Below are 26,494 nucleotides of genomic sequence, written 5' to 3' on the forward strand. Positions count from 1 at the left end.
TCGAACTGGGCTCCGGGCCGTTGGCACCGTTCACTGGACTGACCATCCGCCGTCGGAAGGTAGGACCGCCCCGTTGATGTTCGCGCTGTCGTCGCTAAGCAGGAACGCGATCGAGGCCGCAATATGCTCCGGTGTGGCGATGGGAGGAATGATGTTCAAGAAGGGGCCGAGGCGGCTCATTCCGAACTCGGACGGGGTCGCACTCAAGGGAATGCCTGTTGCGACGCCACCTGGGGCGACCGCGTTAACGCGGATTCCGTGTGGCCCGTACATGAAGGCTGCACTGCGGGTGAGTCCGATCACGCCGTGCTTTGACACCGTGTAGGCGTTTCCCGAAGCATTCCCGCGAAGCCCCGCCTCGGAGGTGATGTTGACGATAGAGCCGCGACCCGCCTCGAGCATCGCCGGCAGTACAGCGCGCGTCAGTTTAAACGCCCCGGTGAGGTTGATACCGATAACCCGGTCCCAGACGGCGTCTGCGGTCTCGTGGGCGGGCGAGAAGTCATCGTTCACTCCGGCGATGTTGGCGAGGGCGTCGATGCGCGGGCCCGCCGCGGCCACGATCCGGTCGATGTCCTCCTGCAAGGTGATGTCCCCCGCGACAGGCGTGATCTCGGCGTCGGGCAGATCTGCGACGAGTTGGTCGAGACGGTCGGCGGCGATGTCTACGCCGACCACCCGACCACCCTCACTGGCGATGAGCGTCGCCGTCGCCCGGCCGATGCCCGATCCCGCCCCGGTGACGATCACCAAGCGCCCGGTGAACCGTCCGCCCGCGCCCCGGTCGGACCATTCCTCGCTCGTGGCGGCTTCTTCGGGCATTGCGCCTCCGTTGACCCGCGCCACAAGCTCATCGATGACGGACTGCGCGAGCTGCCCCTGGCTCAGCTGAACGAGCTGGTGGAGTGGGAGGCCCCGGACCGGAGCGAGCGTCTGCTCGTCGAAGCCTCCTTGCACCAACAGTCCGCGGATGAGCTGGCCTCCTTCCGGATGGGTCAACCAGTCGGCGACGGAGCTCTTGGCGGTCAGCGGTGTCTGAGTCATCGTGCGTCCTTCCTGCTCAGCGGGTCCTGCCATGTCCTTGTCCTTCATCGTTGGTCGGCCATGGCCGAGAGTCGATTGGCTGACTGCCGGACGTCGATCTGTCCGGGCGCCGCGGTGACGGCCCTGTGCTGCCCCGCCGGGAGGGAGTCTTGCGGGAAGCCCTCGATGCGAAGCAGAGCAGTGGTACCTTCCGGGACGGTGACATCGACCACGAGTCGGTCGTCCTCGACGTGCCAGACGACGGCGGCGGCGCCGTACGGGGTGTTGAGTTCTGTCTTGGCCCAGGTGAGCCCCCCGCCTGGGCGCGGAGCGACCAGGAATGAGCGATATCCAGGTTCGAGGGGCACCAGGCCGGCGACGACCCGGTGAAGCCAGTCTCCGACCGCCCCGAAGGCGTAATGGTTGAAGCTCGTCATCTCCCCCGGGTTGACCGAGCCGTCGGGCAGGAGGGAATCCCATCGCTCCCAGATCGTCGTGGCGCCCATCGTCACCGGGTACAGCCAGGACGGACAGCCCGTTTCGAGCAGCAGACGGTAGGCCGTGTCGAGATGGCCGGTCTCCGAGAGGGCGCCGAGGATGAACGGCGTTCCGGCGAACCCAGTCGTGATGCGGAAGCCGGCCTCGATCACGAGTTCGGCCAGCCGCTCCCCTGCCGCCCTAATTTCGGCCTCGTCGAGGAGGCCGAACGAGATTGCGAGGGCATACGCCGCCGGCGAGTCGCTGCGGATCCGTCCTTGAGTCACGTAGTGCTCGTTGAAGGCGCGGCGGATGCGCTTCGCGAGGTCGGCGAACTCCTCCTCTTCGTCCGCGCGTCCGAGCACGTGGGCGGCTCGTGCCGCGATATCGGCCGATCGGTAGACGCACGCTGTGGCGATCACGTATGGGTCGGATCTGCCCTCCCACGGTGCGTTCGCAGGGGCGGTCGGGTCGAGCCAGTCTCCGAGCTGGATGCCCTCCATGAGACCTGTATCGGACAGTGCGTCGGCGATTCGGCGGGCATATGCGGCCATGGAGGGAAACTGCTCGGCGAGTGCATCGCGGACCCCGTACGCTTCCCACGCGGCCCAGGGGACCCAGCAGGCGGCGTCATTCCAGAGCGCCACGGCCGGGAACTCCAACTGCTTGATCGCTGCCGTGAGGCCCTGACGGTTTTCGTATTTGAAGTTGTCGGGTACGACGAACGGAATCGTTCCCCCCGCGTGCGTCTGCTCCGCGGCCAGGTCCAGGAGCCAGTCGCGAAGGAAGTCATTGACGTCGTAGAGGTAGACGGCCGTGGTGGCGAACGCTGCCAGGTCGCCCGTCCAGCCGAGTCGCTCGTCGCGCTGGGGGCAGTCGGTGGGCACATCGACGAAGTTCCCGCGCATGCTCCACACGATGTTGGAGTGCAGTTGATTGAGCAGGGGATCAGAGCATTCGAAGTGCCCGATCCGCTTGAGGTCGGAACCGATGACGACGGCGGAGAGCGACTCAGCGAGGTCCTCGGGCCGACCGGGCCAGCCGTCGACTTCCGCGTAGCGGAACCCATGGAACGTCAGTGTGGGCTCAAACAGGTCGGACTCGCCGCTGAGTGTGTACTGATCCGTGCTTTTGGCCGTTCGCAGGGGCCGGACGCACAGCTCCCCGTCGTCGAGGACCTCCGCGTGGCGGACCGTGATGACCGTTCCGCGCTCCCCATGGGCCCTCAGGCTGATCCATCCGACCAGGTTCTGGCCGAAGTCGACCAGCATCTTCCCCGAAGGCGACACCCAGACGCGTTGCGGGGCGATCTCCTCCTGACGCCGAACCGGTGGGCCAACGTACGGCGTGAGCCGGTCAAGGTCGATGTCGACGATGCGCACGCCGCCCCAGCCCCTCGGGGAGGTTCCGGGCTCGTGCCAAGCCGGGTCACGCCGTCGTGCGTCGATCGATTCGCCGTCGTAGAGGTCGTCTGCGGTGACATCCGATGGAGCCGACTGCCATGTCTCATCGGTGCCGATCGTCTCGGTGAATCCATCGGCGTATTGGAGTCGGAGCTCGAGCCAGGCCGCGCGCTGAGAACCGTAGACTGCGCGCCCCCCGGCGAAGCCCAGACGCCCGGCATGCCACCCGTTGCCAACCAGAATGCTGATGACCGACTCGGGCTCGATCAGGTCGAGGACGTTCCAACGGGCGTAGCGCAACCGCCATTCGTAGCTGCTCCATCCCGGCGTGAGGAGATCCGCAGAGGAGCGGTGGCCGTTGACGAAAACCTCGCACACACCCAGAGCTGTGGCGAAGATCTCGGCCTGGATGAGGCCGCCATGGCCCTTCGCGACCTCGAAGGATCGGCGCAGCCAAGGCGCCTCGCCGAATTCCTGGTCGGCGGCGATGAACTTGGCCACCCACTCCCGAGAGCCCATGACTTTCCCTTCTAGTGAACTGTGCATTCCGTGGCGTCGGCGCGCTGGGCCCACGCGTGTCATCCCCGCGGGCCCAGACGTTGACCGGCTACCGGACCGACTTCACGCGGGTCAGGATGATCAGGCCGCCGATGAACGCCAACGCGCCGCCGATGAGGTACAGGAGTGTGTAGTTCTTCTCGCCGCCGATGCTGCCGATTCCGATCACGAGGGGTGCCAGGAGCGGCGCAATACCGCTCGGAATCTTCTGGGCGAAGGCGACGACCGCCATGTAGCGGCCGGCTTCGGCGCGGTTCGGGAGCACTGCGATCACGATCGCCTGGTCGACTGCGCTGAACGCGGCGATCGCGAGGTTCATGAGAAGAGAGCCGGCGACCAGCACGGGCAGGGAGTATGCGAACGCTTCGACGATCGCGCCGACGGTGAAGAGGCTGACACCGATCATGGTGAACAGCTTCCGCCGACGGAACCTGTCAGAGAGGAAGCCGGCACCGATGCTGCCGAGCATGGCCGCGACCAGGCCGATGAGGCCGATGACGGCCACGAGCTGGCCGACCTTCTCGACTGGCGTGCTGAGGCGCTGCGAGTAGAAGAATGCGGAAAAGGTCGTGTTCGCGTAGAGGCCGAGGAAGAAGACGAACCGTCCGAGCCAGTTCCATGCGAAGTCGGGCGCCTTGCGCGGGTCGAACACATAGCTGGCCAGAACGCTCTTGGCGGACAAGCGGTCGGCAGGAAGCTCGAGCCTGCGGGAGTCGGGCTCCTTCGCCCGGAAGATGAAGGGCAGCACGAGGAAGGCACCGATCACGCCCGGGATGAGGAACAGGAGCAGGGCGTTGCCCACGAACGCCGACGCGATGGTCACCCCGAGAATCGGCGCGATCTGGCCGCTGAGCCCGGTGAGCCCGGACACCTTGCCGCGCTGTTCCTCAGGCAGCCGGTCGGCCTGCAGATTCCCGATGGCGGCCTGGACGGTCCCGAACCCGAGGATGGCCAGCGCCCAGCCCAGCGCGAGGACGACGACGTTCGGGGCAAGCGCCATGACCAGCAGAGCCGCAAGACCAAGGAGCGCTCCGCCGATGACGAAGGGCCGCCGTCGGCCGAGCCTTGACCTGAACCGGTCGCTCCACACACCGATGAGCGGGCTTGAGAGGACGTAGAGCAGCTGCGCCGTGCCGGCGACGTAGCCAAGCACTTCCTGGTGTCCGGGTGCCAGCTGGTTTACGCGGATGGAGAGCGAGAAGGCCAGCGGGACAATGTAGGCCAGTGAGGCACCGAAGTTGGCCAGGATCATCCAGAAGATGTAGGCCTTGCTGACCTTGGTCGTCGGTTCGCCGAAGACAGTGGAGCTCTCAAGCGGATCGGTCTGCGCGCCGACTGGCTCCGCCGGTTGCGCAGTGGTGATGCTCGCTACGGCGGCCAACTGCTCCTCGGGGGCGACGTGTGCGGGTTCGTTGGGGGACATGTGGGTGACTCCTTTGTCTCGGTCTGTGGGGCCGCCGTGTCTGCGCCAGCGCATCATGGTCGGCGGAACCTTCTGTGAGGGATGGTGTGCTGGAGGATTCGGGTCGTGGTCGTCGCTGTCTGTCTTCCTACGCGTCGATGCCGGACAGCGACAGGAGGACTTCGTCGTCGTGCGTCACCGTGTGAGGCTTGCGTCCGCCCCACGTCCTCCATCGCTCCCGGAGCGCGAAGGCCGCGGCCTTCGGCTTGCGGTCGCGGGTGAAGACGCCCTTCCTGTTCCCGTCGACGCGGTGGATGCCGTGCGATGTCTGGAAGTCGGCGAAGTTCCATACCTGCTCGCCGACGAAGGCCGGGATGCGGTCGAAGACGCGGTGGTTCATCTCGAGGTAGTCCCTCTGGTATTCCTCCGTCCAAGGGGCGTCCCAGACTGAGTGCAGCCCTGGAAGGGTGTCGGCGCCGTACTCGGTCATCATGATCGGCTTGCCGTACTTCGCACTCCAGGCCAGCAGGTCGCTCTCGAGGTACCGCTCCGCGGTGGCGAGGTCGCCGGTGGCGACGTACCAGCCGTAGTAGCGGTTGAGGCAGATCACATCGAGCAGGTCGGAGACAAGGTCTGTCTCCGCGGATGCGAACATCACGTTGGCGATTGTGACCGGGCGCGTGGGGTCGAGTTCGCGGGTGAGCGAGATGAGGGGTTCGAAGTACTCGCGCGCCCCGTCCTCGTTCGACGACGGCTCGTTCGCGACGCACCACATCACCACGCTGGGGTGGTTCTTGTCCCGCGCCACGAGCTCACGGATGTGCTGGGCGTGGGCGGCCTGGGTCTGGTCGTTCAGGGTCTCGGGCGAGAACGTCGGCCTGGGCGCGGCACCGGTCAGGCCGGCTTCGACGGCGAGGTTGAGGCCGACGGCCGCGGTCTCGTCGATGATGACGATGCCGTGCCGGTCCGCGAACTCCAGCACCTCCTCTGCGTACGGGTAGTGGGAGGTGCGGAGGGAATTGGCGCCGATCCATTCCATCAGCTGGAAGTCGTGGACCAGGTAGGCGTCGTCGTGCCCCTTGCCGCGCACTGCGGTGTCCTCGTGCTTGCCGAAGCCGGTGAAGTAGAACGGCTCGCCGTTGATCAGAAACCGGTCGCCGACGACCTCGACGGTGCGGATGCCCACCGGGAGGGTGTAGCTGTCGACCAGCGTGCCGCCTTCGGTCAGCAAGACCTCGAGGTCGTAGAGGTACCCGGCCCCGGGCTGCCATAGGGTCGGTTGCGCAATGCGGACAACACCCGACGCTCCTGCCCCGGCGGCGACGTCGGCGCCGTCGTGGTCAAGGAGGCGCACGCTGACGTCGCCCTTCCCATCGACGTCGACGCGGTACTCGACGAGGCCCGTCCCGACGTCGAGGCCGGTGGTGACCGTGATGTCCCGCACGTAGGACTGCGGCGTGCTGTAGAGCCAGACGGACCGGGCCAGCCCCGCATAGTTGTAGAAGTCGTGGAGGTACTTCTGGGTCGCACGGCCGTCGGGCCCGACCGTCACGGTCCCGGGCGGGATCGTGACGTTGGTCAGCCGGTTGTCGACGCTGATGGTGAGCCGGAAGGCGGAGCCGGGCTCGACGATGCCGGTCAGGTCGATCTCGAATGGGGTGTACCCGCCGATGTGCTCGCCGACGAGGCGTTCGTCCACGTACACGGCGCCTGCGTGGGTCGCCGCGTCGACGCGCAGGACGATCCGCTCCCCCGCCCAGCCCCGCGGAACGCGCACGGTCCGCTGGTACCAGACGACGCCGACGTGGTCGCGGATGGCGGGGTCGACGAACAGGTCGTTGTAGCTGGCTGGGACCGCCGCTTCGAGGGTCGTGGCAATCGGCGCAGCCCACGGCCGGTCTCCGACGGTGCCGTCGACCGCAAAGCGCCAGAGTCCGTCGAGGCTGACGAGTTCTCGGTGGGCGGTCGCCCTAGGCTTCAGCATTGAAGTTTCTCCTGCCGGTTGAGGTCGCGTGTGAAGTGATTGCTTGGGAGTGCCTGCAGGATGGTCCGGCACGCTCCGCTAGCGGGCCTCAAGGTTCAGCTCCCAGGTCCACGTGTAGTGAGCACCGAAGAGACGGTGCTGAGGGCGTGTGTCCGGGCCAAGCAGTCCGGTGCCGACGCCGCGGTGTGCGATGTCGAGATGGACGATCGTTCTCGTGCTCGCGGGCAGCTCCCACCAGTGGGCGGCGTCTTCGAGCTCCTGGACGGTGTGGCGGCCGACGTTGATGTGGAGTGGATCGGCCGATCTGATGGTCGCCACCCCGCTTGGTCCGTTGAGTTCCAGGGTGTCGACGCCCCCACGGGTGCCGTTCTCCTGCGGGATGACATACGGTACGGCGAGGTCGTCGATCGGTATCGTCCATCGGCCGAGCAGAGCCGAGGTGTTCCGGTCGGGGTAGTTCTCCCAAGGACCGAGTCCGACCCAGGACGCGGTGTCGAACTGCCCGTCGAGTTCGAACTCGACGCCGACCCGCAGCCCATCCCGGGTTCCGCCGGGGAGCTCGACGTGTTCTTCGAAGCGGAACGTGTCACCGTGGCGGCTGATCCTCCGTCGGTGTTCGATTTCGTCGCCGAAGGCCGCTCGATACCAGGTCGACACGAGGACTGCGCTCGGCTCGTCCTCGATGCGGACCTTGATAGGTTCCAGTGCGAAAAACCCCGAGCGGACGAAACGCTGGTCCAGCGCGAACGATCCGTCGTTGTCCGTCAGGGCGCGCCAGAGCGACAGCCGCGGCGGCGCCACGAGGAGCGGGTGCTCCACCGATCCCTCCTCCGCGAGCGTCGGCGGGACAACTTCCTCGGACGCTGCCAGCGGCAGCCACGTGCGTGGCAGCACCACCTGGTGCACGGCGAGCTCAGTGCCGGCCGGAGCCCAGCTTGCCGGCCGCGCGGTGCGGACCGTGAGTGAGATGGCGAGCGCCCCCTCGCGGCGCAGCTCATTCAGAATGGCATCGGGCAGTTCGATCTCGAGTTCGGTGCCGGGCTGGACGTCGGCGAGGTCGACGGGCACGGCCGCACCGCAGCCCGTGCGGCTCTCGACGTGGAGTTCGAAGGCGAGGTCCGAGAGGTCGGCGAAGTTCCGGCGGCTGCGCACCCGGAGCCGTCCGCGCCGCGCGTCATTCGCGTCGGAGACGATCCTGACTGGGCTGAACAGCCCACGGGCCTCGAAAAGCGCCGGCTTCGGTGTCGCATCCGCGAAGGCGATTCCGTTGAGCATCGTGGCCCCGTTGTGGGTGGCGTCGCCGAAGTCTCCGCCGTACCGGTAGCGCCCGTCGCCGTCCGGATCGAGGGCATGGTCGGTGAACTCCCAGATGAAGCCGCCCTGGAGCGCTGGCAGCGACTCGAAGAGGCGCCAGTACTCGGCCAGCCCACCCGTCGAGTTCCCCTGCGAATAGGCGTACTCGCACAGGATCAGAGGCCGATTCGAGCGCGGGTCAGCCGAGTAGCCCTCGAGGGCCGCGAACGACGGGTACATCGGGCAGACGAGATCTGACGCGCCATGGCCGCCGTGCCAATCCGTCGCGATGGCCCCCTCGTAGTGCACGGGGCGGGACGAGTCGAAGCGCCGAACCCAGGCGGCGGCCGCATCATGCGCCGCACCGAAGCCGGTCTCGTTGCCCAGCGACCAGGCAATCACGCACGGGTGGTTGCGGTCACGGAGGACCATCCGCGCGACCCGCTCGATGATTGGCATCAGGTAGGACGGGTCGTCGGCGATCGTTGACGCGAAGGCGTGGCCCTCGACGTCGGCCTCGTCGACGACATAGAAGCCGAGCTCGTCGCAGAGGTCAAGGAACGCGGGATCGTTGGGGTAGTGAGCGGTCCGGATCGCGTTCACGTTGAAGCGCTTGAGGAGGGAAAGCTCTTCGAGCATCCGTTCCCCCGTGATCACTCGGCCCGTCCGCGGGTCGACGTCGTGGCGCGCTACGCCCTGGATGAGCACACGTTTGCCGTTCACCAGGAGGTCACGGCCCTCGACTTTGACCGTGCGGAACCCGACTCGGACCGAAACCGTATCGACGATGCGGTTTCCGGGGCCGAGCAGCTGGACGGCCACGTCGTACAGGTGCGGACGCTCGGCGGACCACGGCTGCACGTCAAGGCCGGAGAGCTCGAGGGTCGCGGTGCCGGCGGGTGCCGACGCGGCCATCGCCATGCCGGCCATGTCCGGGATGGCACGGAACTCGGGCGGGACCGGGGCGCTAGCGGCGCGGATGCTCAGGAGATCCATGAAGTCATCGGGCAGCATCTGCGGGGGCCGCTCGTCGCGCTGCCGCGACGGCTTGGGCAGGGTCGGCGCGGCGATACGGGGCGCAACCTGGAGGTCGTGGAATCCTCTGAGCACTTCGACGATGACCCGGTGACCGCTCTCTCGACGGTGCGCGAGACCTTCTGTCTGAACCTCGAGGCGCAGACTGCCGGCGCGTGCAAGATGGTCGTAGTCGGCCTTAGCGACGACGTCGGCGATCCGGACCTCGGGCACGAAGGAGATCCACACCGAGCGGCTCAGTCCGGACTGCCACCACTGGTCCTGGTCCTCGAGGTAGCTCACGGCGGACCACTTGGCCACTGTCAGCTGGATAGTGTTCAGGCCGGTGCCAACCGCCGAGGTGATGTCGAACTCCGCCTCGAGGTGGGAGTCGGTGCTCGTGCCGACCGCTCGCCCGTTTACAGCCACCGAGAGCCGTCCTTCGGCTGCCCCAACGTGCAGGATCACGCGACCGCGGCCCTGAGGCTGGATGTCGACGACGCGCCGGTAGACACCGACCGGGTTGTCGGCGGGCACGGCTGGCGGGACCTCGTCGAAGGGCATGGGGACGTTGGTGTAGAACGGCCGGTCGGCCTGTGAGCTCATGGTCCATAGTGAGGGCACCTGCACCGTCTGCCATCGGCCCGCGGGCACCGCGGACGGCGATGGGAGGAGCTGGAAGTCCCACTCACCGTCCAGTGAAATGTCCGCTGGCCTGCGGACTGCGTGGATGGGGAGCCGGTTCACCGACGTGAAGCCGGCAGTGTCGACGGGGCCGTGCGCGTGCTCGTTCACCGGGCTGCTCCCGCCCCGTTAGTGCGGGCCGTGCCGCCGAGCCATGCGAGGCTGGGCTTAGGCCTGCGCTGGAACGTTTCACGCTCCACTGCGATTAGCCCGAAGGTGGGTCCCCAGTGGCCCCACTCGTAGTTGTCGAGGGCGCTCCAGTGGAGGTAGCCGCGCACATCGATGCCGTCGGCGATGGCCTCAGCCAGGTGGTCGAGGGCCTCGTCGATGTAGGCGATGCGCCGCGCGTCGTCGGACGTGGCGATGCCGTTCTCGGTGACGAGGATCTGAACGCCTCCGGTGACTTCCCACGTGTGGCGGACAGCGATGCCAAGAGCGTCCGGGCGGTAGGCGTTGCCGGTGAGTGTGTTGTCCGGGTGCGGTGGGTGCGGCTCGACGCCGCTCTCGCTCACCCACTGGCTGGAATAGGACTGGACGCCGATGAAGTCGTCTCCTCGGGCGCCCTCCAGGTACAGGTCCTCCCAGATGTACCCGAGTTCCTTCATTTTCTCCTCGCTGCCGGGACGGGCTTGGAAGGCGCGGTTGGCCACGGTCCAGCCGACGGCGGCACCCGTGCGTTGGCGTACGAGGTCGCGGACAGCGTGATGGGCTTCGATGAGGATTCGTCCGATCTCGGGGTCGGGGGCTGGCAGCTGGGGACGAGGGCTGTCCTCGACCGTGGGGCTCTGCCAAGCTTCCCCGGCGTCCGGATCGGCGGCGGTGCGGGACATCGAGGTCATCATCGCGAGCATGTTCGGCTCGTTGATGGTGCAGACCCACGGGACGCCTTCCAGGATCTGGGTCGCCGCATCGACGTAGGCGTGGAATCGGCGGACGGCTGTGCCGCCGAGCCAGCCGCCCTCGTCGGCGAACCACTTCGGGTTGGTGAAGTGGTGCAGGGTCACGACTGGCGTGAGTCCGTGGCGCCAGGCTGCGTCGATCATCCTCCGGTAGTGCGCGAGCTCGGCCTTGGAGATCTGGCCGGGCCGCGGCTCGATGCGAGCCCACTCGATTCCGAACCGGTACGCGTTGAGGCCCGCCTCGGCAAGGAGTTCCATGTCCTCTTCGAAGCGGTGGTAGCTGTCGACGGCGTCGCCGCTGAAGTCCATGCCTGGCATGCGGCCTTCATTGGCCCAGAAGTCGCTGTTCGTGTTGTTGCCCTCGATCTGGTGGGGTGCTGTCGATGCACCCCACAGGAAGCCGGCGGGGAAGGTTCTGGTCATCGGTCCTCGAGTGTCCGTGGCGTGAAGTGAACACGCGCAGCGTGCGGAGCTGCCTCCGTGGGTCAAGTCCACGTGTGCTGTGGCGGTGGCCGTCCGCCCATCGGCTTCGAGGGCGGCGGTGCGGGAGATTGAATTCATAGTGATGCCGAATTTTCGTTCTGTCAACACCCGGAGGTCACGTAAGTTTGTCGCGCTCAAAGCAGGCGAATCTGGTCAAGTACTCGATATTGGGATTATGCTGGGATGCATGCAGGAAGCGACACGGACCCGGGGGCCCTACGCTAAGACGGCAGCACGGCGGGCCGTGGTGGCGAAGGCAGCGTTGAGCATCGTCCGAGAGAGCGGTCACAAGGCTCTGACCACAGCAGAGGTGGCCGCACGGGCAAAGATCAGCGAAGCCTCGATGCTCTACCACTTCCCGACACGCGACCACCTGTTCGTGGCGGCCATGGAGTTGGCCGACGAGGAGGGTGGCAAGACCCTGACCGCGGAAGTCCTTGCCGATGGCACGAGCTTGAGCGACGTGGGCTGGATTCCGGCCAGACTCGCAGAAATGGCCATGCAGGACCAAGCCACAATCCGGCTGTTCATGGCGTTGGGCGCAGAGGCCGCGAACCCTGAACACCCCGCACACGATTACATGAAGCGCCACAATGAACGCGCGGTAAACGAGTTCGCCAGTATCGTCGAACGTCGCCAGGCCGAAGGCCTCGCCCACCCGGACATCGACCCGCACTCGGCCGCCCGCCAGATGATGGGCGCATGGAACGGCCTCCAGGGACAGTGGCTCGTGGACCCCACATTCGACCTCGCCCAGGAGGTAGCCCTGGCGTTCCGCCGGCTCACCGGCCAACCGACCATGGAGGCCAGGAAGCTGATCGGCGACCTCCTCACCCGAATCTGACCAGTCCCGACTTGCCTCTGACAACCCGCCTGAGCAGTCATCCGCGGCGCGATTCAACCCCTATGGAGAACAATGAACCACGCTCACCAGTTCACGCTTTCGGATGCCGCGCGGGCCGCCGACCCTCGCGACGGCTTCTATTCGAATCCGATCATTGCAGGCGATTATCCCGACCCCAGCGTCCTCCGGGACGGTGACGCGTACTACTTGGTTGCGTCCTCCTTCGTCTACTACCCCGGCCTCGTCGTGTGGCGCTCGACTGATCTGGTGACCTGGTCGCCGATCGGACCGGCCCTCACGGTTCCCTTGGGCTCCGTCTACGCACCCGAGATCGTCAAGCACGAGGGGCGCTTCTACATCTACGCAGCGGTGCGGGCCGTCCCGCAGATGCCGGCCCCCGATGGTGCCCCTCGCCCGCCCATCGCGACCTATGTCGTCCACGCCGACCAGATCGAAGGCCCTTGGAGCGAACCGATCGACCTCGGCATCCACAACGCGATCGACCCCGGCCACGCCGTCGGCGAAGACGGCAAGCGCTACCTGTATGTCAGCGATGGAACGCTGATTCCCCTCGCCGATGACGGGCTCTCGAGGGTCGGCCCGGACGAAAGGCTCTACGACGGCTGGGACTATCCCGCCGACTGGGAGGTCGAGACATTTGCCCTCGAAGGTGCCAAGATCATCCGCCGCGACGGCTGGTTCTACATGTTCTCAGCCGAAGGAGGCACGGCGGGCCCCCCGACCAGCCACATGGTGGTCGTGGCGCGCTCACGCTCGATCAGCGGCCCCTGGGAGAACTGCCCCCACAACCCGATCATCCGAACACGCTCGGCCGCGGAACCATGGTGGTCCCGTGGGCATGGCACGCCATTGGAAGATTCCTCCGGCGCATGGTGGATGATCTACCACGGCTACAAGAACGGCTTCCGCGCCCTGGGCAGGCAGCCCTTGCTGGAGCCGATGGAATGGACAGCCGATGGGTGGCCACTTGCCACGGGCGGAGACCTCTCCGAACCGCTCCACGCACCGAACGGTCCACGGTCCGACGGCGGGCTCCCGGGGTCGGGGCCAATCGACGAGCGCTGGTTCGGCCCACGCATGACCTTCTTCAAGCCCGGCCGCGGCTATCTGGACCGGATTCGGTTCGACGGGGAGTCCGTCACGCTGCAAGGGCAGGGCGGAAGCCCCCAGGACGCCTCGCCGCTTGTGATCAACACCGGCGACACCGCCTATGAAGTCTCAGTGGAACTGGAACTCGTCGGCCCGGTGACCGGAGGGCTGATCCTGTTCTACAACGAAGAGTTCTTCTGCGGGATTGCGTCCGACCAGGAGAGGATCCGCTCGTACCATCTCGCCGCGGAAAACCCCTATGAGGCGCCGACTCCGGCGATCGGGCGAACCTTGCACCTCCGTCTGGTCAACCGGGGGCAGGTCGGCAGCTTCTACTACAGCAGCGACGGCATGACGTGGACCCTCCACCGCTCCTACGAGGTCAGCGGCTACCACCACAACGTCGCCGGCAAATACCTCAGCCTGCGCCCGGCATTCTTCGCGGCCGGCGAAGGAACCCTCAAGATGCGCTCGATGAACTACACCCCGCTGCAGTCGTTGGAGGCTCCTTCACCCGCGTCCTGATTGGGCCTCGTTTCTGACGAGGTCAGCGACTCCCTCGCGGAGTGAGTAGGTCCGCCTCCGCCCGTCCACGACTGAATTCACGAGCCCGAGTGCGCGCAGCCCAGCGAGATGGTTGGAGACCGTGGCCGCGCTCACGTGCAGCCGGTGGGCGATCGTGCCTGATTGTGCTGGTCGCTCGAGAAGCACTTCCAGAACGCGGCGTCTCCCGGGGTTCGAGACCATGAGGCGGTGGAGATCGGGCATCATGGGGCCTCCCAGCCGACGGCACGGAACTTGGACGAAGCGGCGAAGCCAAAACCCTCGGACATGGTTCTCCCGTTCTCGGTTCGAGGCGGAGGTCAGCGATTGTTCTCTGCCCACTCGAACGGGTCGGCCCCGGCCGGATCCAGCCAGTCGTAGACGAGTTCCTGTCCTCCGCTCCTCCAGCGCTCGGGGGTGGTGGTGTGCAGCCAGTCGATCGGTTCGACGCCGCCCGGGGCTCCTCCGTCGAGGGCGAGCTTGAGGGCGCGGGCGAGATCCTCGTCGACCTGCGATGTCCTGGTCGAGGGGTCGACAGAGACGAACAGGGCGGTCCCGGAGCGTGCGACCAGGTCGAGGAACTGTCGGTTCTTCTCCCAGCCGGTGTGGTGCGTGCTGGGTACGCAGTCGGCGTCTGCCACGAAGAGCCGGCCGTGCTGTGCGAGGCGGAACGCCAGCGTGTTCACCCCGACTCTCCTCGTCCGCTCCCAGACCAGACCCGAGGTGTCGTCCCCGATCCTCTGGACGTGCGTGAGCCCGGCGGCGAGGTGACCGATGACGTTGCATCCGATGATGAGGGCGTCGCCGGCCGATTCCCTTATGGTCCGGTAGAAGCGCACGATGGCCTCCGCATTCGTCATGCTCCGGTCATAGGGAGCCCAGGACGAGCCGGCGTAGGGTTCGTTGGCCGGCTGCCAGGAGCGCCCAGTGACGGAGGCCCCCATGGCCGACCCCCACCTGCCGAACATGTCCCACGTGGAGAAGTCGTGCTTGACCAGCTCGAACCCCCAGCCGACAAGCCGGGCGATGTCCTCCGCCACGGTCCGCAGGGACCGGGGATGGGTGATGTCCAGCGAGTACGCCCCGTCCACGGCGCGGCGCAGGCCCTCCGCCGGAGGCGACTTCGTCAACAGCGGTCGGTACCAGATTCCCGGCCGGGCGCCTTCGGCGCGCACCGCATCGGCGAGTTCGGACATGAGGCCGAACTGGGGTGTGCGGGGGCGGTTCCACGGGCCGGAGGATGACGGGTGGCCGTCGGCGGTTCCGTCGGCCGACCACCCGTCGTCGACAACCCCGAACGGGCGCACGGGGTGGTGGCCGGCCAGCTCCGAGATGATCCGGGCGTCGCGGACAACCGCCGCGGCGTCGAAGCCTTTTCCGTAGGCGTAGTAGAAGTTGTTCGCGCCGGCTACGGGGGCCTCCGGCAGGAGCGGGTCGGAGCACATGAGGGAGGCAAGCTGGCACTGGACGGCGTACGGACGCTCGGTGCCAAAGACGGCGTGGACGGTCGCGGCGTGGATGCTGCGGTCGCCCGGCTCGACGGGGGCGTCTCCACTGCGCACGTCGAGCCAGAGGGAGAAGCCGTGCGGATCGACGGTCCAGAACGCGAGCGCCCCGCCTCGGACCTCGACCCCGGCACCCCATGTGGAGTTCGCCGAACGCTCGTGCACGAGGAAGGTCCACGGGAGCGGCCTCTCTGGTCGCATCGTCTGCCATTGAAGGTCCCCGTAGCTGCGTTCCCACGCGTCACCGAGTACCAGGGTGTCTCCGACGATGCGCCGGTGCCAGCGGAGGACGACCCGGGTGACTCCTCGGAGGGCCCCGACGTCGACCCTCAGTGCGCGCCCTTCGTGCAGAGTCGAGACCGCGACACCGACCTCATCTGGACGGGAGAACGCTCCATAGGGATCAGCCTGGGCGAGGATGATGTCCGGGTCGGGCATGTCCACGGACGAGCCGACGGCGGCCGTATCCAGTCCGGTCCGGGTCACGTGATCACTTGACCGCGCCGGCCCGGAGGCCCTCGATGAACTGCTTGTTGAAGATCGCGTAGGCGATGAGGACGGGGGCCGCCGCGATGACGAGTCCGGCGAACTGTGCGCTGAAGTTGACCTGGAACTGCGACCTGAACAGCGACAGGCCTACGGGGACTGTGTAGGAGTCCGAGTTGTTCAGCAGCACGACGGCGAGGGCGAGCTCGTTCCACATGGTGATCCCGGTCAGCAGGGCCACCGTTCCGATGGCCCCCCGCATGAGGGGCAGCACGATGGATCCGAAGATGCGCTTCTCGCTTGCCCCGTCGATCCGGGCCGCCTCGATGAGCTCGCCGGGGAAGGTGAGGAAGAACGAGCGCATCAGGACCGCGCCGAGGGGCAGGTTCGCCGCGGCGTAGACCAGTCCGAGGCCCCACGGGGAGTCGCGGATCCCGAGGGTGCCGGTGAGGGTGAAGAGCGGGACGAACGTCACCACGGGCGGCAGGGTCAGGAGGATCAGGAAGTAGCCGCTGGAGATGCCGGCACCGACGCTCTTCACGCGTGAGAGGTGGTAGCCGGCCAGGATCGCGCAGAACATTCCGAGCACGAGCCCCACGCCGGTGGCGGTGGCGCTGTTGAGCAGGTATTGGGTCATCGGCTGGCCGCCGAGCGTGCCGGCGATCGCCTGGACGTAGCCGTCGAGGGTCGGGCGGAGCGGCAGGGAGAGCGGGTCGGTGATGATGTCGGCCTGCGACTTGAAGGACGAGAGGACGGCGATCACGACCGGGATCGCCGCCAGCACCGCCCAGAGGCCGACCAGCACCGTGACGACGACTGTTCCGGGCGTCAGTGTGCGTTTCATCGGAGCGCTCCCCTCCGGCGTGACAGGACGACGTATCCGAGCGTCGCGCCGACGATCAGGATGCATGAGACGACGGAGGCGGCGCATGCATAGCCGAAATTGAGATTCGTGAACGCCTGGGTGTACACGAAGATGGTCAGGGACTCGGACGAGTGCGAGGGCCCGCCGCCGGTCATCACCCACGGCATGTCGAAGACCTTGAGGGCGAAGATGATCTGCAGCACGGTGACGGTCGCGACGGTGTCCCTCACGGCAGGCATGAGGACGAACCTGGCCCGCTGGATCGGCCCGGCCCCGTCGACCACCGCGGCCTCGACGACCTCGCCGGGGATGTCCTGGAGGCCGGTCCAGATGATCGCCATCGGCCAGCCCACGCCCTGGACCACCGAGACGACGGCGATGACGGGCATCACGGCGGCCTGGTCGGACAGCCATGGCTGCGCCAGGGCCGGGTTGATCGCCTTGAGGATGGCCGTCACCCAGCCGACCGTCGGGTCGAGCCCGATCTGCCACACGACGCCGATGAACGCCAGCGGGAGGAAGGAGGGGGCGAGGATGACGAACCGCCAGACCGAGTGCCCGGGGATCCGGGCGTACAGGGCGAGGGCGATGAGCGCGCCGAGGCCGACGGTTCCGACGACGAAGATCAGCGCGAACACCGCCGTGTTGACCAGGTCCTGCCAGAACGTGGGGTCCCCGAAGAGCTGGATGTAGTTCGCAAACCCGACGAAGGTGGCGCTCGACCCGGCGCCGGTGGTGTCGAAGAACGACGTGTAGAGGGTCGAGACGGCCGGGTAGGCGAAGAGGAGCGCCGTGAGGACGATCGCCGGTCCGAGGTACACCGGCCCCCGGGGCAGGGCCCTCCGGGACGTGGAGGGCCCTGCGCCGCGGCGACTCGACCTTTCGGTTGCTGTCGCGGTTGCGGTCATGGTGCTCACTTGCCTGCTGAGCCCGCGACGAGCGCCGCGGCCTGTTCGGGGGTGTACTTGCCGATCACGACCCCGCTCATCGCGCCGATGAATGCGGTCTCGGTGTCGGCGCTCATCTCCTGGGAGAGGTCGACCCACGTGCCGGTGCTGGAGATGTTCTTGGCCAGTGAGGCCGAGATCGGGTCCACGGAGGAGCCGGGTGCGAAGTCAGAGCGGGGCGGGAGGCCGTGCTGCCACATGCCCTGGTCCTGGGCCAGGTACTGGAGGAACTGCTTAGCCGCGTCGGCGTTCTTCGAGTTCTTGTTGACCACGAACGCGTCGGTCGTGGAGAACGTCATCTTCGTCGGGGTGCTCGATGCCGACGGGGGCAGGAACCAGCCGACCTGGTCTCCGGGCATCGCCTTCTCGATCGCGGAGGTGGCCCAGGTCCCGTCCATGTACATCGGGGACTTGCCTGCCTCGAACGCCGCGCTCGCCGAGGCCGACGTGGTGCTCGCCGCGCCGGTGCCACCTGCGAGGACGTTGTGGGACACGAAGTCCTTCGCGACCTGGAAGGCCTGGACCGCGCACGAGTCGGTCCACTTTGAGGTCGGGGAGCTTCCCTGCAGGCCCTTGGTCCAGGCCTCCCCGCACGTGTTCGACGCGTAGGAGGAGAAGAGGCGGAGGGGCTCGGTCGGGTCGCCGAGGCCGACGGACATGGGCTGGCTGTAGCCGGCCGACTGGAGCTTGCCGACCATCGAGAAGAAGTCCGACATGCTCATCCCGGTGTTCGGCGGGTCCTGGATTCCGGCCTTCTTGAGCAGGTCCTTGTTGTAGTACACGATCGGCACGACCGTGGCGCCGGCCGAGATCGCGTACTTGTGCCCGTCCGCGGCTGTGTAGGTGGACTTGACGTTGTCGTAGGCGTTGGCGTCGAGGCCGGAGTTCTGCCAGACGTCGTCCAGCGGGGCGAGGATCCCGTCCTTGAGGTACTGCGGGTAGTTCGACTGGTCGAGCGCGATGGTGCTGAAGTCGGGGCCGCCGCTGGACTGGAAGAGCTGGGGGATCTTGGTGAAGTAGCTCGAGTTCGGGATGGCGGTGATGTTCACGGTGATGTTCGGGTGGTCCTTGTGGAACTGCTTGGCCGCGTCGAACACGTAGGTCCAGTCGGACCAGGCGGTGCCGTTGATGGTGATCTGTCCGGAACCCCCGCTGGACGAGTTCCCGACCGCGCAGCCGCTCATCGCGACCATCGAGCCGACCGCCGTCGCCACCGCCAGCGCCTTGGCCGCGGACTTCACGCGCCTGCTCTGGTCCTTGCGGGCTGGCTCGGCGGGCGCTTTGGCGCGGGGCCGGATGCCGCGGCCAAGCAGGCTGTTCTCATCGTTGAGTTTCATTGCTTTCCTCACTTGTTGTTGGTGCTGTGTGCTCTGCCCCGGGGATGGGGCTTTCAGGGGGTTTGGATCTCGAAGATGCGTGCGGAGGGCCCGTCGATTCCGGGGCGGAGGACGACGCTGCCGTCGGGGGCGTCGGCCAACTCCCACGACGAAAGCCTCTGGGGGTAGACCTCGGCGAGGTGCTGGGCGCGGACCCCGCGCGGGAGTCGGAGGGCGATCTCGTCGTCGTCGGTGCCTCGGTGCCAGGCGTAGAGCAGCGTCCGTCCGCGGGCGCCGAGCTGGAGCGCGAGGCTATCGCCGTACCACTGGGGCATGCCCGCGGGCCAGCTTGGCACCGACTGGGCGATGTCGTCGCGGACTTGTTTGAACAGGGCCGTGGCGGTGTGCACGAGTTCGAGCTGGTCCGGGTCCATACGGTTCAGGAACCCGGAGAGGTAGAGGCGTCCGCTCAGGCCGGTGGCCATGGTGTAGGCGATCTCCTCCTGGCTCATCCAAGCCTGGGGATAGGCCCAGTTCCCGGCCTGCTCAGGGAGCATCTGAATCGGTGCGCCGGCAGCGATGGCCGGGTAGAGGCGGAAGTCCTCCTGGTCGGAGGTGGACTGGAAGTCGAACAGCTCGAGCATCGCGAAGTCGGCGCGCATGCCGCCGGAGCTGCAGTTCTCGAACACGACTTCCGGGTGGCGGCGGCGCAGGCCGGCGAACCACTCGAGGTGGGCCCGGTTGTGCCCAAGTAGACCGGCGCCGACGGAGAACGCCCCCGCGTCCGTGCCCGGCCCTGGGGTGACGTTGTAGTCGAGCTTGAAGAAACCGACGCCGAAGTCGGCGATGAGCCGGTCGAAGGCAGCGTCCAGGTGGGCGCGTGCGTGCGGGCTGCGCAGGTCGAGGAAGAAGCGTTCGTGCTCAGTGACCCTGCGGCCGTGACGCTGCAGGAACGCCTCGTCGGGCAGCCGGGCTGTGACGGGGCTGTGGACGCCGACGACTTCGGGTTCGAGCCACAGGCCGACCTTCATGCCCTGCCCGCGGATGGCCTGGACGACCCTCGCGAGGCCGCCGTCGGGGAAGCGGCGGATGGAGGGGATCCATTCGCCGACGGTGGGCCACCAGTCCCCGGCGGTGTCGTCGTACCAGCCGGCGTCGATGCAGAAGCACTCGGCCCCGGCGCGGGCGGCGTGCTCGATCAGGGGAAGGAGCCGTTCGGTGGTCGGGTTCCCGTTGAGCGTGTTCATGTAGTCGTTGAAGACCAGCAGCGAGCCCCGGTCCGCGGTGCGTGCGCGGCGCAGCCAGCGGCGATGAAGGGTCAGCTCGGCCACGGCGGCTTCGAAGCCGCCGTCCGCGACCGCGATTGAGACCGGGACGGTCGTGAAGCTCGCCCCGGGCGCGAGCTCCTGGGACCAGTGGTGGTCGAGGTCCTCCGGGCCCAGCAGCACCAGCGCAGCGGAGTCCTCGCCCACGCGCACGTTGTCGACCTCCCAGCGCCAGCCCCCGTTGTGCTCGACCTGCCAGGCCAGCGCCCGCCCCGTGCCGGAGTTGACGAGGGCGCCCGTCGGCAGGGCGCGTGCGGTGGACCAGGTCGAGGTCCCGACGGCCGCGAAGGACCCGCGGCCGGGCTGGTTCATCAGCGCGGAGTTGAAGTCCCCGAGCCCGGTCTGGCTCCACAGCGGCTGGGCCGTCCACCTGTTCTCCGCCAGCTGCTCCCCGGTGCCCCAGTGCAGGACGAGGTCCTCGGTCGATTCGCCCGCACGCACGAGGGCGCCGACCGCGGCGGAGGAAACGGCCTCCAGCACCACCGGGAGCGCGCCGTCGTTGTGCACCGTGGTGGTGATGCGCGCTCCCTGGACCTCGGGAGAGGCACGGAACGCGGTGACGACCCGCAGGCCGGTGGCATCGTCCGTCTGGACAATCTCGAGCCACTCCTCATCGGAGAGGCTGTGCGCGACGTGGCCGGCGTAGCGAAGGCGCGAACCCGCACCCGTGTTGGTGAACCGCGTGTTGTTCCGGGCCCGCCCTTCGCCGGTGAGCATGAGCTCGACCAGCGGCTGCGTGGACGCCGCCGGCTCAGCGGGCTCCTGGTCGGTGCCAAGCCCGCACAGGACGACCGGGCGTCCCTCCTCGGCGCTGAACACCAGGCTCAGCCGCCCCGCCGTCCACCGATGGTGCGAAGCCACCTTGTCCCCGGCGTCCACGACGGCGCCCGCGCAGCCCTCCCCGCCCCATTGGCTGCTCTCCAAGACGATGCTCCCTCGCGTCGTGAAAACGTTGATCATTACTTTGCATGAAAACGATGATCAAAAGTGATGGAGACCACTGTATGTCAGGACATGGACGTCCGCAAGGGGTCAGTTCGATGTGTGGGGAGGAGGGGCGGTGCTCTCGCGCAAGACCAGCCCGTGACGCGCGATGCCGACCCGCAGATCTGCCCTATTCGGGTGGGCCAGGAGCTCGAACGCGGCCAGGCCGGCCCAGTCGAAGTCCAAACGATAGGTGGTCAGGCTCGGAATGTACGAGCCAGCCAAGGGCTCGTCGTCGATGCCGGCGACGCTGACGTCGTCGGGTACCCGCCTGCCGGCCTCGTGCAGGGCGCGCATCACAGGGAAGGCCAGTTCGTCGTTGCTGCAGAAGACCGCGGTAACCGACGGATCGGCGGCCAGCCGAAGACCCGCCTTCCGGCCAGACTCGATCGACCAGTCCGACATGACGGTCGGCGGTTCGGGGGCGCCAGCCTCCCGGAGGGCCTCCCTCCAGCCGAGCTCGCGCGCATGCGGCTCACCCCGCGCTCCAGGGACTGCAACGTGGTGAACCGTGGCGTGTCCGAGGCCGAGGAGATGCCGCGTGACCTCACGCGCCGCCGCCCGGTCATCCACCAGCACATGGGGGACGTCGATGCCTATATCGCCGCCGTTCGTCACCGTCGCCACTGGGACAGCCCCCAGCCTGGCGTGGAGCTTCTTGGAGTCGTACAGGTTGTAGTCCAGGACGATCACTCCCGCGATCGGCTGGGCGAGCAGGACATCGAGCGCCGAATCTGTGCTCGCCGTGTCAGTCGGGTCCAGGACGGCTATCGCCACCACAAAGCCGCTCTGCCTTGCCCGCTCCTCGATGTTCAGCACCATCCGCGCCCTGCCGTACGCGGAGGGGTCACGGGTGATGATCCCCACAATGGGCTGCCGCCCCTGCACCAGCGCCCGAGCCGCTCCGTTCGGGCGGTATCCAAGCTCCGCGATCGCCGCCAGCACCCTGTCCCGGGTCTCGGGCCGGACGGGAACCGATCCAGTGAGCACACGGCTGACCGTCGGCACGGACACCCGGGCCGCCCGAGCCACGTCAACGATCGTCGGAGGTCTGTTCATCAGGGACACCAATTGAACAATAGGCCCTTCGACTGCATGGTGCCTCCTGCTCGGCAGCCGGGAGGCAGTCCTCGAAGGGACTGACGCTTCTATAGCTGTCAAGCCGCCTCCGGTGCTGCGTGGAGGGCGTTGAGCCTCCGGTACAGATGTCGCGCCAGGTATCGCTTCAAGCATCGGCGAATCTCACGTGTGGAGCGTCCTTCGGCGATGCGTCGTTCGACGTAGGCCCGTGTGTCGGGGTGATGGTTCATCCTCACCATGGTCACTGTGTGGAGCGCGCGGTTAAGGCGTCGGTCGCCGCCGCGGTTGAGTCGGTGTCGGACGGTGTTCCCCGAAGATGCCGGTATCGGGCTGACGCCCGCGAGGGACGCGAACGCGGCCTCGTCTCGGACACGGCCGAGGTGGGACCACGCCGTGATGATGATGGCGGCGGTGACCGGCCCTATTCCGGTTTCCTCCAGCAGGGGCGCGGCGGGAGTCGCGCGGATGAGTTCGGTCATGCGGGCCTCGTTGGCTTTCAGTGCCTCCTCGAGCTCGAGGATCCGCTTGGCAAGGCGCACCGCCTCATCACGGGCGATCCGCAAGGCCAGGGCCTCCTCCCGATCGCGCCAGCGTGACACTTCACGAACCTGCGAGGCCCCCAGCGGCTTCCGGGCGTCGGTGCCAAGCCCGTGGACGCGCAGCAGCGCGGTGAGCGCGTTCACGTTCATCGTGCGCTCCTGGGACAGCTGGTCCCGGGCGGTGGAGAGCACCCTCAGACCGGCCCGGGCGCCTTCGTCCGCCCGGGGACGGCGTAGCCTCGAGGTGTCGAGAGGCAGCACTGCTGCGGCGATCGCGCCAGCGTCGATAGGGTCCGACTTTCCGATGCCGCGGCGGCTTCGGGCGTTCATCCTCGGGGCCTCAGCCACTTCGTAGCCTGCGGCGACAACGCCGGCGGCGAGCCGGGCCCCGTAGGTGCCGATGCCTTCGATGACCCAGAGCGTGCCAGCGTCGGCGGCCGTGCGCCGGGCAGCCCACGCGATCGCACGGGCGAGGCCCTTGGGGGTTGTCGGGAACTGCTCGCAGACCAGAAGCTCCCCGGTAGAGGAGTCACGGATCGCGTAGGTGTGCGTTCGGGCGTGGGCGTCCACGCCGATGACGAATGGGTGGGAATGAGCGACAATGGCCAACGCGGGCGGGTCCTTCCTTCAGCGGAACAGGGTCGGCCGCCCAGCGGCCGGCGTCTGTCCGGGACAGGAAGTCACTTCGGGGCAGGACTGTGATGGGCCACGACTCCCTGAGGGTCGGGCAGGCTTCTAATCAGGCCATCGGAGTGGGCCGGGACGACGCCGGTCGCTCTACCCCCGGCCGGACAGGTCAGTCCAAAGGCACCTCGCGGGCCATCCGATAAACGGGTCACGGCCGAGGGCAGAACGGCCAACGCCTACCCTGCCAGCCGATCCCAGATCAGCCGTACTAAGACTCACAGTCCGAATAACGGTGGGTTCGGCTTGGCCCATGGTTAGTTGATGCGGCCTTCGAAGGCGATCGCGAAGGCATTCAGTGCCGGCTTCCACCGTGTGGCCCAGCGTGCCCTGCCTCGTCCGGTCGGGTCAAGGGACCGGGTGACGAGGTACAGGCACTTCAGCGCGGCGGCGTCGTTGGGGAAGTGGCCTCTTGCCCTGACCGCGCGGCGGTAGCGGGCGTTGAGGGACTCGATCGCGTTGGTCGAGCAGATTACCGTCCTGATCTCCGCGTCCCAGTCCAGGAACGGGGCGAACTCCGCCCAGGCGCTTCGCCAGAGCCGGGCGATCGCAGGGTATTCGGTGCCCCACTTTGCCTCGAACTCCCCGAAGCGCTCCCGTGCTGCGGTCTCGGTCGGGGCGGTGTAGACGGGCTTGAGGTCCTTGGCGAGCTCGTCCCATCGCTGGCGCGAGGCGTAGCGGAAGGTGTTGCGGATCAGGTGGATGATGCAGGTCTGGACGGTGGCCTGCTCCCAGACGGCGGTGATCGCATCCGGGAGGCCCTTGAGCCCGTCGCAGACGGCGATGCAAACGTCCTCCACGCCGCGGTTCTTGATCTCGGTCAGAACCCCGAGCCAGAACTTGGCGCCCTCCCCGCCGTCCCCGGCCCAGATCCCGAGGATGTCGCGTTCGCCATTCAGCGTCACGCCCAGGACGACGTAGAAGGGTTTGTTGCGCACCTGCCCGTCGCGGACCTTGACGTGGATCGCGTCGATGAACACCACTGGGTAGACGCGGTCCAGCGGCCGGTTCGACCACTCGGCCATCTCCCCGGCGACCTTCTCGGTGATCCTCGAGATGGTGTCCTTGGAGACCGCGGCGCCGTAGACCTCCTCGAAGTGCGCGGCGATCTCCCCGGTGGTCAGGCCACGGGCGCTGAGGGACAGGACGATCTCGTCGATCCCGTCCAGGCGTCGTTTGCGCTTCTTGACGATCTGCGGCTCGAACGTGCCCTCCCGGTCGCGGGGAACCTCGATCTGGACCGGCCCGACCTCGGTGAGCACGGTCTTCGAACGTGTCCCGTTTCTCACGTTCGTGCCCTCGGCGGGCCCGTGCCTCTCGTGGCCGAGGTGCTCCGTGATCTCGGCTTCGAGCGCGGTCTCCAGCACGCTCTTGGTCAGCCCGGCCAGCAGCCCGCCCGGGCCCACCAGGCTCACGCCCTGCTCGCGCGCCTGCTCCAGCAGCGACTCCGCGAGCTCCTTCTGATCGATGATCTCTCCCGTCACGGGACCCTTCTATACCTTGGGGTCAAGTCCGAGGCGGCCTGGATTGGCTCGGGCCGGAGTGGTTAGGCCATGATGCGGTTGAGGCTGCGGAAGAGCTGGCGGGCTATGTAGCGCTTGAGGCATCGGCGGATCTCGCGACGTGTCCTGCCTTCGGCGACCCGGCGCTCGACGTATGCGCGGGTAGCGGTGTGGTTCGACATTCGGACGCGGGCGATCACTTCGAGGGCGTAGTTCAGCTGTCGGTCGCCGCTGCGGTTGAGCCGATGACGGACGGTGTTGCCGCTTGAGGCCTGCAAAGGCGCAGCCCCGGCCATCGTGGCGAACGCGGCCTCGGAACGGATTCTGCCCTTGTGCGAATACGAAACAAGCACGGACGCCGCAGTGACAGGGCCGACTCCGTGGGCGTCGGTCAGGCCCGGAGCGAGGTCGCTCACATGCTTGGCCAAGGCCGAGTAGTTGGCCTGAATCTGGCGCGTTAGCTCGAGGACTGAGGCCGCGAGCCTGCGGGCCTCATCCCGGATTGTTTGTGTCGGAGCGTCGTCGGTTGGGCGTGCCCGCCATGCGGCCACAGCGCGCACCTGGGCGTCGGTCAGGGGCTTGCGGGCGTCGAGTCCGAGGTCAAAGCTGCGCAGCAGCGCGGTGAGCGCGTTCCGGTCGGCGGTCCTGCGCGTGTCGATCGCCCGACGAGCGACAAGGAGTACCCGCAGTGCCGAACGGATCCCGTCTGCCCTCGGTGCTGCCAGCTCGCCCATATCGGATGCGAGGGCTGTGCGAGCCGCCGCAACCGCGTCAATCTCGTCCGATTTTCCCTTGCCGGCACGTGAAGGTCGCTTGGGTGGCTGGACATCGCAGACCGCAATCCCCTCCGACTGAAGGTGGCGGGCGAGATTGGCCCCGTAGGAACCGGTGCCCTCGATTGCTGCCAGCGCCTTCCCTGTGGTGCGACGTTGGATCCAGGCCGCAGCCCGGGCCAGCCCCGCGGGGGTCGTAGGGAATGTCGCAGAGCCGGCGGTGCGGCCCGTGCTGCAGTCGAGGATCGCAAAGGTGTGTGTGCGGGCGTGGGTGTCCACACCGATGACATGTCGGTACTGCTCTGCCACGATAGTCACCGCGGCGGCTCCTTCCGTTCCGAGGGATACTGCCGTGCGGCGTCGGTCTGGAAGAGGAGCTGTCACGAGGCACATCTCTAACGAGCCACGCGGTCCCGAACGCAGGAACGCGGGCGACCTTCTATCAAGCCATCGGAACAGGCCAGACCGACGCCGGCCCTGCTGACGGACGAGTCCTGTGCAAGGCATGCCTCCGAATGGCGAACGCAGCCAGATCGATCAAGAGTCACGTCAGCTGGAACCGGACGCCAGTCTGCCAGCCAGTCCCAGACCAGCCACCCCAATTAGAGATCGATCATCTCGGCGGTCTCGGTCATTGCCCTTCCTTTCGGTCAGGCCACGCCGTTCACACCGTTTTTCTTACAGTCCCGGTGCACCCTAATGCAACATCACACGTGAGCGGCCCTGCATGTGGCGTTAGGGTCTTCTAAGGGTCTTCTGCAGCGGTTGCGT

18 protein-coding genes are annotated in these 26,494 nt (G+C 67.3%); 2 read left to right on the plus strand and 16 right to left on the minus strand.

What is annotated here, in order from left to right; translation table 11 throughout:
- Positions 1 to 30 precede the first annotated feature (30 nt).
- The 6 genes from ACOKR1_RS11990 to ACOKR1_RS12015 all read right to left on the minus strand — a co-directional run bounded on the left by ACOKR1_RS11990 (position 31) and on the right by ACOKR1_RS12015 (position 11,160).
- On the minus strand, positions 31 to 1,044 hold the full coding sequence (locus ACOKR1_RS11990) for an SDR family NAD(P)-dependent oxidoreductase (RefSeq protein ID WP_422936629.1): 1,014 nt from the start codon (positions 1,042 to 1,044) through the stop codon (positions 31 to 33).
- Positions 1,045 to 1,088: 44 nt separating this feature from the next.
- Entirely contained in the window at positions 1,089 to 3,422 is a 2,334-nt protein-coding gene (locus tag ACOKR1_RS11995) for a family 78 glycoside hydrolase catalytic domain (protein WP_422933285.1), read from the minus strand.
- A gap of 88 nt (positions 3,423 to 3,510) precedes the next feature.
- A complete protein-coding gene (locus ACOKR1_RS12000) occupies positions 3,511 to 4,884 on the minus strand; it encodes an MFS transporter (RefSeq protein WP_422933286.1) in 1,374 nt (457 codons plus the stop codon).
- A gap of 127 nt (positions 4,885 to 5,011) precedes the next feature.
- Positions 5,012 to 6,847: a beta-glucuronidase gene (gene uidA, locus ACOKR1_RS12005; protein WP_422933287.1), complete on the minus strand. Its 1,836-nt coding sequence runs from the start codon at positions 6,845 to 6,847 to the stop codon at positions 5,012 to 5,014.
- Positions 6,848 to 6,925: 78 nt separating this feature from the next.
- Positions 6,926 to 9,949, minus strand: a complete 3,024-nt coding sequence (locus ACOKR1_RS12010; protein WP_422933288.1) for a glycoside hydrolase family 2 TIM barrel-domain containing protein — start codon at positions 9,947 to 9,949, stop codon at positions 6,926 to 6,928.
- The gene (locus ACOKR1_RS12015) at positions 9,946 to 11,160 is read right to left on the minus strand and encodes a family 1 glycosylhydrolase (protein WP_422933289.1); all 1,215 of its coding nucleotides are present in this window, start codon (positions 11,158 to 11,160) and stop codon (positions 9,946 to 9,948) included. The genes ACOKR1_RS12010 and ACOKR1_RS12015 overlap by 4 nt, the downstream gene beginning before the upstream one ends.
- Before the next feature lie 247 nt (positions 11,161 to 11,407).
- Here ACOKR1_RS12015 and ACOKR1_RS12020 point away from each other — a divergent pair, with 247 nt between their 5' ends.
- Entirely contained in the window at positions 11,408 to 12,064 is a 657-nt protein-coding gene (locus tag ACOKR1_RS12020; RefSeq protein ID WP_422933290.1) for a TetR/AcrR family transcriptional regulator, read from the plus strand.
- A 72-nt stretch (positions 12,065 to 12,136) separates the two neighbouring features.
- Entirely contained in the window at positions 12,137 to 13,699 is a 1,563-nt protein-coding gene (locus tag ACOKR1_RS12025) for a family 43 glycosylhydrolase (protein WP_422933291.1), read from the plus strand.
- Here the strand turns inward: ACOKR1_RS12025 and ACOKR1_RS12030 are convergent.
- The 10 genes from ACOKR1_RS12030 to ACOKR1_RS12075 form a co-directional block, all read right to left on the minus strand.
- Entirely contained in the window at positions 13,685 to 13,945 is a 261-nt protein-coding gene (locus ACOKR1_RS12030; protein WP_422933292.1) for an ArsR/SmtB family transcription factor, read from the minus strand. The genes ACOKR1_RS12025 and ACOKR1_RS12030 overlap by 15 nt on opposite strands.
- 92 nt (positions 13,946 to 14,037) lie before the next feature.
- A complete protein-coding gene (locus ACOKR1_RS12035; protein WP_422933293.1) occupies positions 14,038 to 15,708 on the minus strand; it encodes a hypothetical protein in 1,671 nt (556 codons plus the stop codon).
- A 4-nt stretch (positions 15,709 to 15,712) separates the two neighbouring features.
- The gene (locus tag ACOKR1_RS12040; RefSeq protein WP_422933294.1) at positions 15,713 to 16,552 is read right to left on the minus strand and encodes a carbohydrate ABC transporter permease; all 840 of its coding nucleotides are present in this window, start codon (positions 16,550 to 16,552) and stop codon (positions 15,713 to 15,715) included.
- On the minus strand, positions 16,549 to 17,481 hold the full coding sequence (locus ACOKR1_RS12045) for a carbohydrate ABC transporter permease (RefSeq protein ID WP_422933295.1): 933 nt from the start codon (positions 17,479 to 17,481) through the stop codon (positions 16,549 to 16,551). Before ACOKR1_RS12045 ends, ACOKR1_RS12040 begins: the two co-directional genes overlap by 4 nt.
- Positions 17,482 to 17,486: 5 nt before the next feature.
- Complete coding sequence (locus ACOKR1_RS12050; RefSeq protein ID WP_422933296.1) at positions 17,487 to 18,857, minus strand: ABC transporter substrate-binding protein; 1,371 nt, start codon at positions 18,855 to 18,857, stop codon at positions 17,487 to 17,489.
- 53 nt (positions 18,858 to 18,910) lie between these two features.
- Complete coding sequence (locus ACOKR1_RS12055; protein ID WP_422933297.1) at positions 18,911 to 21,085, minus strand: glycoside hydrolase family 36 protein; 2,175 nt, start codon at positions 21,083 to 21,085, stop codon at positions 18,911 to 18,913.
- Between the two features lie 108 nt (positions 21,086 to 21,193).
- Positions 21,194 to 22,204, minus strand: a complete 1,011-nt coding sequence (locus ACOKR1_RS12060; RefSeq protein WP_422933298.1) for a LacI family DNA-binding transcriptional regulator — start codon at positions 22,202 to 22,204, stop codon at positions 21,194 to 21,196.
- A gap of 98 nt (positions 22,205 to 22,302) precedes the next feature.
- A complete protein-coding gene (locus tag ACOKR1_RS12065) occupies positions 22,303 to 23,373 on the minus strand; it encodes an IS110 family transposase (protein WP_422933299.1) in 1,071 nt (356 codons plus the stop codon).
- A 332-nt stretch (positions 23,374 to 23,705) separates the two neighbouring features.
- Positions 23,706 to 24,932 carry an IS256 family transposase gene (locus ACOKR1_RS12070; RefSeq protein ID WP_422933300.1) on the minus strand — a complete coding sequence of 409 codons (1,227 nt, stop codon included), beginning with the start codon at positions 24,930 to 24,932 and terminating at the stop codon, positions 23,706 to 23,708.
- A gap of 62 nt (positions 24,933 to 24,994) precedes the next feature.
- The gene (locus tag ACOKR1_RS12075; RefSeq protein WP_422933301.1) at positions 24,995 to 26,041 is read right to left on the minus strand and encodes an IS110 family transposase; all 1,047 of its coding nucleotides are present in this window, start codon (positions 26,039 to 26,041) and stop codon (positions 24,995 to 24,997) included.
- Between the last annotated feature and the right edge of the window lie 453 nt (positions 26,042 to 26,494).

Origin of the sequence: Sinomonas sp. P47F7, from assembly GCF_049332655.1 — a bacterium.
Classification (GTDB): domain Bacteria; phylum Actinomycetota; class Actinomycetes; order Actinomycetales; family Micrococcaceae; genus Sinomonas.

Bases quoted from the DNA above. Each gene is read 5' to 3' on its own strand.
- ACOKR1_RS12045 (WP_422933295.1), bottom strand. From the start codon at position 17,481: ATGACCGCAACCGCGACAGCAACCGAAAGGTCGAGTCGCCGCGGCGCA.
- ACOKR1_RS12000 (WP_422933286.1), bottom strand. From the start codon at position 4,884: ATGTCCCCCAACGAACCCGCACACGTCGCCCCCGAGGAGCAGTTGGCC.
- ACOKR1_RS11995 (WP_422933285.1), bottom strand. From the start codon at position 3,422: ATGGGCTCTCGGGAGTGGGTGGCCAAGTTCATCGCCGCCGACCAGGAA.
- ACOKR1_RS12025 (WP_422933291.1), top strand. From the start codon at position 12,137: ATGAACCACGCTCACCAGTTCACGCTTTCGGATGCCGCGCGGGCCGCC.
- ACOKR1_RS11990 (WP_422936629.1), bottom strand. From the start codon at position 1,044: ATGACTCAGACACCGCTGACCGCCAAGAGCTCCGTCGCCGACTGGTTG.
- ACOKR1_RS12020 (WP_422933290.1), top strand. From the start codon at position 11,408: ATGCAGGAAGCGACACGGACCCGGGGGCCCTACGCTAAGACGGCAGCA.
- ACOKR1_RS12015 (WP_422933289.1), bottom strand. From the start codon at position 11,160: ATGACCAGAACCTTCCCCGCCGGCTTCCTGTGGGGTGCATCGACAGCA.
- ACOKR1_RS12030 (WP_422933292.1), bottom strand. From the start codon at position 13,945: ATGATGCCCGATCTCCACCGCCTCATGGTCTCGAACCCCGGGAGACGC.
- ACOKR1_RS12050 (WP_422933296.1), bottom strand. From the start codon at position 18,857: ATGAAACTCAACGATGAGAACAGCCTGCTTGGCCGCGGCATCCGGCCC.
- uidA (WP_422933287.1), bottom strand. From the start codon at position 6,847: ATGCTGAAGCCTAGGGCGACCGCCCACCGAGAACTCGTCAGCCTCGAC.
- ACOKR1_RS12060 (WP_422933298.1), bottom strand. From the start codon at position 22,204: ATGAACAGACCTCCGACGATCGTTGACGTGGCTCGGGCGGCCCGGGTG.
- ACOKR1_RS12040 (WP_422933294.1), bottom strand. From the start codon at position 16,552: ATGAAACGCACACTGACGCCCGGAACAGTCGTCGTCACGGTGCTGGTC.